The organism is Colwellia hornerae (genome assembly GCF_007954355.1).
GTDB classification, from domain to species: Bacteria; Pseudomonadota; Gammaproteobacteria; order Enterobacterales; family Alteromonadaceae; genus Colwellia_A; species Colwellia_A hornerae.
Map to the genome: position 1 here is coordinate 181,785 of NZ_VOLR01000005.1, position 12,864 is coordinate 194,648.

The 12,864-nt window shown below is 31.7% G+C and carries 8 protein-coding genes; 1 reads left to right on the top strand and 7 read right to left on the bottom strand.

Annotation, left to right across the window (positions count from 1 at the left end; genetic code table 11):
- Window positions 1-967: 967 nt before the first annotated feature.
- The 7 genes from ESZ26_RS05130 to ESZ26_RS05160 form a co-directional block, all read right to left on the bottom strand.
- Window positions 968-2,593, bottom strand: coding sequence for an Hsp70 family protein (locus ESZ26_RS05130; RefSeq protein ID WP_146798604.1), 1,626 nt, complete (start codon window positions 2,591-2,593; stop codon window positions 968-970).
- A gap of 2 nt (window positions 2,594-2,595) precedes the next feature.
- Window positions 2,596-4,158 carry a hypothetical protein gene (locus ESZ26_RS19435; RefSeq protein WP_244947074.1) on the bottom strand — a complete coding sequence of 521 codons (1,563 nt, stop codon included), beginning with the start codon at window positions 4,156-4,158 and terminating at the stop codon, window positions 2,596-2,598.
- Between the two features lie 4 nt (window positions 4,159-4,162).
- The gene (locus tag ESZ26_RS05140; RefSeq protein ID WP_146798606.1) at window positions 4,163-5,644 is read right to left on the bottom strand and encodes an Hsp70 family protein; all 1,482 of its coding nucleotides are present in this window, start codon (window positions 5,642-5,644) and stop codon (window positions 4,163-4,165) included.
- Window positions 5,637-6,431, bottom strand: a complete 795-nt coding sequence (locus ESZ26_RS05145; RefSeq protein ID WP_146798608.1) for a hypothetical protein — start codon at window positions 6,429-6,431, stop codon at window positions 5,637-5,639. The genes ESZ26_RS05140 and ESZ26_RS05145 overlap by 8 nt, the downstream gene beginning before the upstream one ends.
- Window positions 6,424-8,430, bottom strand: coding sequence for an Hsp70 family protein (locus ESZ26_RS05150; RefSeq protein ID WP_146798610.1), 2,007 nt, complete (start codon window positions 8,428-8,430; stop codon window positions 6,424-6,426). Before ESZ26_RS05150 ends, ESZ26_RS05145 begins: the two co-directional genes overlap by 8 nt.
- 140 nt (window positions 8,431-8,570) lie before the next feature.
- Window positions 8,571-10,037: an Hsp70 family protein gene (locus ESZ26_RS05155; protein ID WP_146798612.1), complete on the bottom strand. Its 1,467-nt coding sequence runs from the start codon at window positions 10,035-10,037 to the stop codon at window positions 8,571-8,573.
- A gap of 1 nt (window position 10,038) precedes the next feature.
- A complete protein-coding gene (locus tag ESZ26_RS05160; protein WP_146798614.1) occupies window positions 10,039-11,424 on the bottom strand; it encodes a hypothetical protein in 1,386 nt (461 codons plus the stop codon).
- Window positions 11,425-12,115: 691 nt separating this feature from the next.
- Between ESZ26_RS05160 and ESZ26_RS05165 the strand changes: the two genes are divergently transcribed.
- Window positions 12,116-12,649 (top strand): ATP-binding protein, encoded by a 534-nt coding sequence (locus ESZ26_RS05165; RefSeq protein WP_146798616.1) that lies wholly within the window; start codon window positions 12,116-12,118, stop codon window positions 12,647-12,649.
- Window positions 12,650-12,864 lie beyond the last annotated feature (215 nt).

The following is a 12,864-nucleotide window of genomic DNA, read 5'->3' on the forward strand; positions in this document are numbered from 1 at the left end:
GCTAATTTACCCGAGTTAAATAATTATTTTTTGCTTTATTTACCAGTGATTGATATCAATCAACATAGGGGAATCAGAACAATCTCTAGGCTCATAATGAAGTGGTTTAGCGATCCATAGATATTGTCAAAAAATAAATTTATTATTTATCAGAAGTTTTTAGAGATTTCTAAAAGGAGTTGTATCGATAGTAATAAATACCATGTCGAATATATAAATGAGGAGTCTTAGTCGCTAAAATGTAGCAGTCCATGTAGCAAAGTGCTAAAGGATACATAAATCATTGATAATAAAGGGATTGGTGGCAACCCTAGCAGCCACACCTCGGCACATGAGTCGTCTTAAAAATCAACTAGTTACGGTTAGATTTTGTATAATGATTGTAGCATGAAATGTAGCATTTTTTACACTGCTATTATTACCATGTAAATTAATCATGGCTTATCAGTAATGCGGGATAAATTTTGACTTCAAGTGTTTACATAAAGCTATAATTGGATTGACATAATCAACACCTATTAAAATCTTATCCCAAGCTTTAAAGCATTCGGTTTTATTCCCTCGCAGCATGGCTGCGAGACCCTGCCTATGGATTGTAATAACATCACCACATTGTATTCTTTGAGCACTGTGGCATACTATAAATGCTTAGAGTCCTTTAATATGGTTATGAAAAAATAGATTTAAAAGAGTAAGCTATTAACTTCTGAGGGTGAGTGAAGTGGTTATCTTGCCATAGATGCGGCTTAAAAAAGTGGGCTATGCTAGTAAGAAATTGAAAAACGGCCTTGAATCGATTTATGATTGAATTCGAAGACCGTTATAGACGTTTATTTAAAACAGGTAGTTGCACAAAATGTGTTATGGGCACTTTTTAATTGTAAAAAATATTTTTAATTTGAATATAATACTCTGTCATTTCAACGTTACCTTAGATTAACAAAAACGACTATATTACGATTTACAATTAATTAAGCTGGAAGTTATTAATTAACTCATTACCATTATCTGTCATATCATTTGTAGTAATTAGCTCTTTACCGTCATGAGATATTTTCAAAATTTTATTCGAGTCAAACGTCCAGCCTAATTCGACTATATCACCTTCTCGATAATAATCTTTCAACGTTTCAAATACTCCCGTAATCTCAGTAAGTTTAGCAGGATCCTTAGCACTCTCTCCGTAGTAGAGAAATACATCGAGTCGATCAGAGCCTTCTAAAAATTTGTATGAATAAACCCCAGAACTATCCAACTCTTGATCATGAGATATTAATTTATCAAAGTTCGCACCATTCTTAATAAAGATGGAATCACTCATAATGTCAGAAATATCAATTTTTTTTAATTCATCTTCATCTTGATTATAACTATGTATTGCTGCTCCCTTAGAAACAGCATTACTTTCTGTAAAATCGATTATTTCAACGTTATCACCAAAAAATTTACTTAAGGTTTCTTCAACAAGGTAAAACTTACCTGTTCCACCTGTTAATATAACAAGGTCAATATCTTCTTTGGTAAGTTCACTATCACGTAAACTTTTCTTTATCGGTTGAACCAACGTCCCGCTAGAAGAAATAATAGGTGACAGAATATCTTTTAATATATTATCTGTTATCAATAAATCTGTTATTTTTAAGTTATCAATAATTTCAAAATTGACTGGCTCTTTAGCTCTTTCTCTACGGCGAACATTATCTGCAACTTTGGCAATTTTTTGATTAAAAGAAACTTTAGCTTTTTCTGCTTGTGAAACTATTCTCGAAACAATAACCGCTTGCTCTTCAATAGTTCTTGTTTCTATAGAACTGTTAATTTTTTCAAATTCACTTAAAAAATATGCAGCAATGCGCTTGTCTATATCATCACCACCAAAATCCATGCGCTTTGAACGGCCTAAAATATCGACTTTAAAATCACCGTAATTATCTTCAACTTTCGCAATTGAAATATCTAAAGTACCACCACCAATATCGTATACAAGCACATTTTTTCTAGTATAAAAATAATCATCAGGCATCCTATCTAGATCATCTTTAATGTTTAGATAGTTTAAAAGTACGGCTGTTGGTTCATCAAGTAAGTGCACATGTTTAAAGCCTGCTAATTTAGCAGCTTTCATTGTAGCTGCACGTTCATCACTATTAAATCCCGCAGGAATAGTAATAGTAACTTCGTCAATAGCACCCGTCACTTGTTTTGAAACAGAATTTATTACCGTTTTTAATAAAAGTGATGATAGCTCCGTCATGTCATAAGAAGATAAGTTCTGGGTCTCTGAATCTAAAGGTACCTGGATCATCGATTCACCACCAATACGAGTCTTTACTGACCTTATTGTATTCAATGGTTTGTTCCCACTAGCATAAAGTGTGTTGGCATAACGGCCGGTATACACTTTTTTATTATCTCTATCGATATAAATACTAGAAGATAGGCCTTTATCATCTCGATCAAAGACATGCTTCTCATCATATTGATAAATATTTAATGTTCTTAATTTCTCAAGAGGAGGTTCAAAACCTTCAATTTCAATAACTGAAACCGTTGTTTCAGTTGTACCTAAATCTATCCCTAAATAGTTAGCCACAATTAGCCTTCCTTGGTAGACTGCGCTACTTTTTCAACTCTTGCTTTAACTACTATATCGCCTGCTATTAATATGTCTGAGCTAATGACTTGATATTCACCCAATTCTAGTTCAGTAGAGAAGTAAGGCATAAGGCCGTTTTTATTCTCATTGGTTACCTCAACAGCTTGACCTACAGCATACTCAAAACTAATCACCGAACTAAAAATAGATTTAATTTCCTCAAACTCAGTAGGAAATTGTTCAGCAATTTTTTTAGCTAAAAGCCCTTCCCCTCTCTGAGTTCCTTCTTTTATTCCTTCATCTTTAGATTTTGACAATTGCTCAGTATGTTGCGCTCTTTCAATTTCTATACTTTCAATACCTGCTATTGTCTCAACATAAAGACGAGACATATTTTCTAACTGCTCTACCCCATCACGCATATAAGTTGCTAAATCGGCAACTGCTTTCTCGTGTTTTGGTACCTTGACTGAGGATTTTTTTACAGATGAGGTAGATACATTATCTAGTTTATCGTTAATACTTGCTAATTCAGATTTAATTGACTTGTAGTTTGCTGGGAGCGACTCTAAATCTTCAGATACATCTTTTAGTGAATCCAGTTTTTTAAATTGCTGGCCTAATTCAAAAGAGAAATCTTCTTTTTTAAGTATATCTTTAGGAATTGATTTGCTTACATTTTGTAGTTCATTATGAAGCTTTGTAGAAGCATCTATAGTAGCTTTTACATTTCGGTCCAATTTTTGATCTAATGATCTCTCAACTTGTGAAATAAAGTGTTTAATATTATCAACTTTATTAGCGAATTCACTTGTACTTTTAGCTATTAAACTCTTTAGCCCCTTTTCCACAAGAGATAAAATTGACGTTAAATTAGATGATGTATCTGTTAATTCAACTTTATTATTCGGAATCACTTTCTGAACCATGCTTTCTCTTTTTGGAGCAGTAGAGTAGACGCTGTGAGAACTACTGCCGCCTATTTCTTTAATTTTAGCTGGTTCAACTTTAGCTGGTTCAACTTTAGCTGGTTCAACTTTAGCTGGTTCAACTTTAGCTGGTTCAACTTTAGTTGGTTCAACTTTAGTTGGTTCAACTTTAGTTGGTTCAACTTTAGTTGGTTCAACTTTAGTTGGTTCAACTTTAGTTGGTTCAACTTTAGTTGGTTCAGTTTTAATTGATTTAGCTTTAATATTTATCATGAGATTTTTTAGTGTCTTTATACGTCCTTTTCCAAATTTAATTTTTGCTCCTGTTAATTCTATTAACTCGTTACTAGCAATTATTTGTTTATTAAGTTCTTGATCATTAGTACCTTCAGGGTTAACCGCTAAAAAGTCATAAACCTTTGTTAACTGATATTCAAAGTCATTGGCTACCATGTTATGGGCAACACTTTTTTTTGGGATTTCTTGTATTTCTTTATTTAGATTTTCCAGGTTATTAACTATTTCATTAATTGTCATATCTATATTCTCAGGTGTTTTTTGTACAGGTTCTTTTGTCTTATCTTCACTTTTATTTTTTGAAAACAAGGACTTGGTTGCTTTTAAAATATCCATTTAATTACTCAATATTATCTAAAAAACCGCTCTTTATTTGAGTATTATTTTCATCATGAAAATAATACTTAATCTGACCTGTTTCCTTATCTCGCATCAATGATATATAAACGATAGCATTAGAAAATAACTGTCCGTTTATCGTTGCCGTGCCAAACTTTTCACAATCTTCAATTCGAGTAGATATGCCCTCATAAAATGTTACTTGAAGTTCAGATTCGGTATTGCGCAAAACAACCTTATGGGGTATAGAGGTCTCTCCATACATTTCATTTTTATGTAATATACGTTTAAATTTTTGTCCTGTAGCGATACCTACGTCTTTACTCGTTTTTCTAATAACATCGTATCTCAAAGAATTGTCAGCCCAAAGGCCAGCCATTATACCGGCTCCGTGCCCAACGAGTTCACCTAAGTTTTGTTTAGACTCAGGCTCTTTCCCAAAAAATTCTCTTACCGTTTTTCTGATTAAAGGGATACTACTTGTGCCACCAGCTAAAATTATTCGATCTATGTCTTTTGGTTCTAAATCTATATCATAAATAGCGCGGTCAAGAGCATCGTCAATTTCGCCAATAATATTATTGTTTTTAAGCCAAGTATCAAATTCATCTCGTGTAATTTCTTTTTCTAATTCGACTAGCTCTTTATTGATAACAAAAGTTTCATATACATCTGTACTCTCATTCGATGTTAACTCTTCTTTTGTTTCTCTTGCTATTTTTTTAAGGCTGTTTCTAAAGTTACTTTCTTCTTTTTTATTAGAAAAATCACAATATTCAACGCCTATTATCTCTCTAAATTTCTCTGAAATTAGATCGTCAATTGTTTTACCACCCAGTTTTTCAACACCGTCTGTATTCAACACTTCTATTTTGGCATGTTGTTGATCATTTTTTTGGAATTCAAAAACAGTAATATCAAACGTACCACCGCCTAAATCAAATACGACTATTTTTTCTTTTTTACCTTCTTTTATGTCACCACTAAAAATACCGAAAGAAATAGCCGCTGCAACAGGCTCTTCAATTAATTGAATAACCTTAATACCTGCATCTTCGGCAGCTTTTTTAAGACGTTTTTTATATTTATCTCCATATGCATAAGGCACTGTAATAACGGCACCTTCAACAGGCTTAGACTCTGAATTTTCAACTTTTGTTTTAATTGCTGAAAAAATCATGGTTGCTAAATCTTGAGCCGTTACCTCTTTATCATCTAGATTGGATACTTTGTGCTTCCAGTCATCGCTAATAATAAAGCGCTTAACATCCTCGAAAAAGTTAAAAGGGTCATTAATACCTTTTTTAGCTTGCCCAATTACAAAGTTATTTGCTGATTCTACGTAGATACAGTTTTCAAATATATTAGATGCTCCGTAATCCCCCATATTAGCAACAGGAATTGCATCTTTTTTATTAAAATCGTATTTCGTAACAAAATTTGTTGATGTACCGAAGTCTATACCTAGTAATAATTTATCCATTATTTACTTTCCACAAGATAACGTCACCTTCTAGAACCAGTGTATTATCACCAATAAAATAAGGATAAGAATGAATAGCCTTTATTACATTCTTCAATGTAATATCTTCTGTTTCACAAGAGTCAGTGTTTATAGGGTTAATATTGCTCCAATCATCTTCGGACAATTTATGTCCTACATCATAAGAAGTAGTATATATACCCAATTTCATAAGATATGTATTAAACATTTGTAAAACTTCTTGGTAGACAATATGCTCCTCAGCGCCTAAAACAGCATTTAAACCTCTAGAAATTGGTTCAATAATACTTACAATTAGGTCATTTAAAAATTTTACTAAGGTAAGTTCAAACTCCACACCTAGTTCTGTAACAGACCAATGATCTTGGATGGTAAACCGATTTAACGCATTTTCTAATTTTTTCTTTTTAGATTTAAATGTTTTAGCAATAATACCGATACTTTTTCCTGTTTGTCCGTCGATTGATGAGATTACCCGATCGTAATATTCAATAAGTTCTAGACTTAATTTTTCAAAATCAGTTGAGATCGATTGTTTTATCGCATTTATAGTGTCTGCTGCCGTTATTTTATTCTTTATCGATACATTAGTTCTTTTAATGTAAAAAGGTGCCAATGAATCTACTTCACTGCCCGATTCGTTGATTTTATTAATAGCTTCTAATTTAAAATATTTTTTACCATAATCGTTTTCTAATAATGATTTGAATCTTGTATTTATATCATTTAATTTTTTTAAAGAGTTATCACTTTTATTACTAGGCATCGGACGCTCTCGCTACATTTAATGTGTTTTCATTACATAGGCTATTGTCGCTATCTAAAACATCAACATTAATGACAAGTGCATCATCTTTAGTTAATTCGAATGTTACATTGATAGTTAACTCGCCTACATTTCTATGTGGAAGTCCCGATATCTGAATTTTATCGATATACTCAATGCCCTTGTCAAAGGTTTTTATAGCATTGACATAACCTTTCTTACGCTGAAATATTTCAATTGACAATGATTCTTGGTTATCTCTTTCTGTTGTGTATTCCTGTGTTTGTCGTGTTGGTAACTCTGTACCGGCCTCAATTAACAAATCGAATCGGTTATCTTTAATACCAATACCAAAATCTTGAAGTGCATTGTCATTGTAAATTATTTTTTCTTGAACAGTGTCTGATTTAGACCAATGTTTCATGGCTTCTAACACAGCACCTTGCGAAATGACCAATGAGCTATCAATACTTTGCTTTGGAGCTATTCCTAAAGTATCTTCTAGACTGTGACGAATACTTGGAATAAGAGATGTACCACCCGCCATTACTATTTCATCAATATCTTTAATTTCAATTTCAGAATTTGATATTAATGTTTTAACCACATCTAAACTTTGTTTTCTAATATCACTTATCTCATCTTCAAAGCGTTTACGGTCTAAAGTAAATTGTAAATTTACAATTTCACCTTCAGAGCTAATTAAATTAGCTATATTAATTTCAGAGCTATCATAATCACTAAGCTCAATTTTAGCTTGTTCAGCAGCAACCGAAATTGCTTGTTGGTTTTTCAAAAAGTCTATGGATGACAGTCCGCTTTCTTGCTGGTCAAACAAATCAGTATCATGTTCATCAAGAAACTCTTCATAGATGATTTGTTCACTAACAATTTTAGTTACATCAGCCCCACCTAAGCGAGGATCACCATCAATTGCGAGAACTTCAATTGTACCGTCCTTAACTTGCAAGATTGACGCATCAAATGTACCGCCACCAAAATCATAAACAAGAATCGTTTTATCTTGCTCTTCTAATGAGTAAGCATATCCAACAGCAACGGGTTCTTTTTGAATAGCTATTTCTTCAAAGCCAGCAAGCTCACCAGCTTCTTTAACTTGCCCTATTTGAGTTGGTGTAAAATTAGCTGGCACAGTAATAACAGCGTTTAATACTTCCTCACCAATATGCTTTTCACTTTCTTCACGTATATGTTTCAATAAAATACACGCAGCATCTCTAGGCGTAAGTATTAATACTTCTCTTGTTGAATTTAGCTCTTCATTGGCTAAGTCATTTTTAAATTCACTTAGTTTTTTCGAAACAACATTTTCTGAATCAGATTTTAACCTTAGCGCAGTATCATTCGTCAGTAAGATCGTTATATGTGACGATACATTAAGCGTAAAATACTTAGCTACACTTAAAATTTTATTATCGTTAAGACTATTTTTATCTACATCCAAATCTTGTGATAATAAATCATCATGACTTTCACAAATTTCGATCTGTAAAGTCAGTTTACTTTTTTCAATTTGCTCTAAGGCATAACTGGCTACATCAGAAGTTTCAGGTTTAGACTTTCTAAACTGTAATTCATCAATTACTTTTAAAGGTATTTTAATTAATGCTGCATTATTAAAGGAGTCTAAAATATCAGGCTCTTCTATAAAGATATTTGTATCTATAATATAAATACTGTCATCTCTTGAGTTTTCCTCATCAACGAAGTCAAATGTATATTTTCGGTTAGATCCTAAGTCACGCTTAAACTCTTTCAACAAAAACTCAGGGTGGACAACACCTTTTTTTAACGCTTTATCACCATAAATAATTTTATCTCTAGTTTCAAAATAAAGAGCTGAAGGAATAATATTTTTTCCTTTAAATTTTACTTGATGAAAATCACTGTTTTTAAAATATGAAACGACTGTATTCGACGTCCCTAAATCTATACCAACAAACGTTCCTTCAACTTCATCAAAAATTGCTTCTTCCATTTTTCATCCTTAATTTCTTTAACTGAATAATAAAAACAATTGTTTATTATTCTGATTTTTTGTTCGTTAAGTGTCATCAAAAACTTATTATTACGATTCAAGCAGTAACCTAAACACTTAATAACACTGGTGATAAACGATTAGGATTGAGTGATAGTTTTATCAATCGAAATAGTCTCACTGTAGTTTGAATCAGTATTTAAATCTCTAGCCGTTACCTTTAAGATACGATTGATATCAAATTCAAAAGTCACTTCTATTTGCGGGTTCCCCGCGTAGCTACGTTCAATATTATCTAAAATGAAACCACCATAAAATGAATTATTGGTTACTTGGTATTCATCTTCACCTTCATATACTTTTACACTTAATTTTTCTTGAAAGTCTACTGTGGTTGTATACATTTGAGATTTAGATATAGGATATTGACTATTTTTTACAAGTATTGCTGAAAATTTATCATTTATGAGTTCAATGCCTAGCGAGTGAGAGATAATGTCACTTATCTCTATTTTGCTTTGTACAGTCTCGCTTTGGTGAGCTAATATTGCAGCACCCATGGCAACTAATTTATCGAGCGGTTTATCTGCATAAGGTTGTTTATTAAATAACTCAGTGACAAATTCACGTACAACAGGAATTTTTGAGCTACCTCCAACCAAAACAACCTTGTCTATGTCAGATGGGTCAAAATTGTTATCACTCATTGTGCTTTGAATTTTTCTTTTTATTTTTTCAATACTGCTAGATGATATTTCTTCAAATTCAGCACGTGTCATTGTCATTGATAAATTGTAACCACTAAACAAATTAGCTATATCAACATTTGTACTTTCAAATTCAGAAAGTTCAATTTTAATCTCTTCAGCCTTATTCACAAGCGCCTGATAAGCCTTACGATATTTATCTTCATCGAGATCAGATTTAGCATGAGTGCTTAAGTTGACGCCTTGATCTTTACGAATATATTTCAGTAATGCTTCTACAATGTGATTGTCGAAGTCGTCGCCACCTAATTTACTATCGCCATCAACAGCGAGTGTATTAAAGTTTGACCCTTTAACTTGTAATATTGATGTATCAAAAGTTCCACCACCGATATCAACAATAAATAATGTTTGATCTACTTTGTCATCTATTCCATATGCTATTGCAGCCGCCACAGGTTCGGTAATTATTCGCTTAATAATAAAACCCGCGGCTTCACCTGCCTTTTTTGTTTCATCAATCTGTGTAGAAGTAAAATATGCAGGAACAGTGATTACAGCTTCGACTACATCTATAGCTGAATCATATTTATTTATATTATTTTTAATTTCAGTTAATATAAAAGTGGCTACATCTGTAGGTGTAAAGGTTTTCCCTTCGATATTCCACGTCTGAGTAGCATCACCCATAAATGTTTTTGATGATTTTATATAATTGTTAGGATATAAAGCTGATTTTCGTTTTGCAATTTCACCAATTGTTGCCTTTTGATCAACAAACAACATGGTAGAAGGTAAGCTCTCTTTATTTCTAAACTTTAATTGTTCTAGTGAACCATTTTTTAAAAAAGAGACAACTGTATTAGTTGTTCCTAAATCAATTCCGACTTCTAATTTCATTTTATCTCTCAAATAACGTAGTGATAAGGGCAATTTTGTTATGTTTTTCTAAAAACAATTTACTATATTTGGTTTTTATTCTTTTTATGATGATAAAATCACAAATCTTATCAATATAATTAGCGGGGAAATCAATCTTACTCAATTCGTGATGTGGGTTACTTTTAAAGCTATTTGCAAAAAAACAAGACAATATAGCGGTTAACTTCAAATCATCTTGGTCACATTCTTCGTAAAAGGCGTTGACAATTTTCATATCACTCTTTTTTAATTGCCTTGAAAAATATTCTAACGTCTTTTCATTATTTACATCATGACTTGGTTTACCTAATTCTGTTTTCATCTTTTCAATCGTGTCATAACCATCCTGGTCATCTTTAGACCAACTTCTAATTTCTGAAATGAATTTTTCTGTTGCTTTAGGAAATTCAGTATGTGATTCAAACTGGTTTAATAATTTATTTGCAATATCTTTATCAAAGAAAGAACCAGGCGTTAGCATTTTAATTAAATTATAATGATAACTTCTAAAACCTTTATATAAATCTAATATAGCCCCCATTAAAGGTTCTATGCCTTCACTTTTTGCAAAAAATTTTGGACATGATTTTTCAATCAAATATCGACAAGTTTCGTTTCTAGAATCGTTTTTATTAGATAGATATCTTATTGCTTCTTCAAAGCCGACATTACCCAAAGATAACAATCCATGCGACCAAACATCGTGGGTTTTCTTTTTAATTTGTTCCTCTACTATCCATTTAGCTACATCCTGCTTATCATCAATTTGTGGCGTTAAATTTGAAAGAAGTTGATAATTAACATTTCGTTCGATATCGGGATGATTTTTAAATACACTACTTATTTCTCGACAAATGTATGCTCCAGAATTGCTCTGGGCATATTCTCCAATATATCGTTGAAAACAAATAACTCGACTATTTAATTTAAAATTAGAGTTATTAAAAATCTTCTCACAATGTTCTATTGGTATTTTTTTATAATATAATTTTTCGATAAATTCTTTAAATGAAATTAAGGTAAAGACCTTATCACTTACAATAATCCCAGCAATTTCGACAAAAAAATCGTCAGATACTTCACTAAATATTTTTTCTAATATTTTCTTGCTGTTATAATCTTTATTAACATCTAAACTTATTAACCAGCTATTTTTTAGAACAACTTTTGCCACTACATTTTGACCAAGCTTACTAGTAAAAGCGGATAAATTTTGATAATTATTATTCGCTAAGCAGTGTTTTATTTTATCGGTGTCTTCTTTGGTTATATACAATGTTGTATCAGCCTCAAAACGTAGGTCTAAAGCTTTTTCAATACGTAGTACAGCATCGTTCACATTATCACCAAGTTCATTTTGGTTCATATTCTTTCCTTACAACTAAAAATTCCATTCGGTTACCTTAATAACTACTGACTTTCGATAGTAAAATACAACTTATATATATTATTTACCTACTACATTCATAGTGACTACTTTGCAACAATAAACAGTTAAGCACTGTTTCCACTTTGTATTAAAATGTAATAGCCGTCCTTGTTGTATAACCATTACTTTGCCACTTTACTTGTGCAGCCAACTAAGCAATAGTCATTTCAGGATGGTTTTCAAGAACTCATTCTAATATAGTCAGTGATACTTTAAATTTTGGTTAAAAGAAATTTCTGAACTAGTTGAGTGTGTTATTCGTAAAAGCCTCTTTCCAAGACGTTATACAAAGGCACTCTAATTTTCATAGGATTTACAATTATTTACAATAAGATATAGACCAAACCTAAAAAATGAGATGGCTATTTTCAGTGTCAACAGGGGGGGAATTACCAGTATCGGTAAATAGTGTTATTTGATCCTTCAAAATGTGATTCCTTTCAGATTTTTTCTTTCAATAATATATTTATATCTATATTTTCAATAAATTGCAATAAGCTTTAAAGGAATATATGATGTTTTTTATTTTAAAATAAGCCAACATACTTGTTAACAAAGCATTAATGATAAAACATCAATAATTTAATTGTTTTGCAATAGTGTTGTTATTTTGTTCCCGCTTTATAGTATGACGATTAAAGTAGGAATAATTACCGAGAAAATGATTAACATGAAAGTAAATTGTACAGGTGAACAATTTTTACCAACCTTAGTTTTTTTGATTGGTTTACCGGGTGCAGGAAAATCAACATACTGTACTGAAAAATATAAAGAAACAAGCATCATTCTTTCAAGTGATGATATTAGAGAGCAAAAGTTTGGTCATTGTCATTCATCAGAGATCAAAAATTGGGTATTACACGAGTTAATTAGCTTGTCAGAGAGTCATTTAAAAAAGGGCCAACATGTAATACTCGATACAACTTTTTTTAATGCATTACCTGACAGAATGCCATTTATGAATAGAATAAATTCATTAGGGTTTAAAGTTAAAAAGTGTGCAGTTATATTTAATATTGAATTAAAAGAGTGTCTACGACGAAATAAATCAAGAAAAAAGGAGAGGGTAGTTGATACTCTTTTTATAGAAAAAATGAGTACCATTATGACACTGCCAAGTGAACGTGAACTCTTTGATGAATTAATATATATCAGTAAGTAAAATAGTTAAAAAATAAGACTCCACTTATTTAATTACCTTACTTTATATTTAACTTATTAGAAGAAAGCAAATAATTTATCTCATCGTGAGAGCCTGTAACAGATTTTGTGTAACTGCCCGTTTTAAATAAAGTCCTTTAAGCGGTCTTCGAATTCAATCATAAATCGATTCAAGGCCGTTTTCCAGTTTCTTATCGGCATCGTCCATTTCTTGGA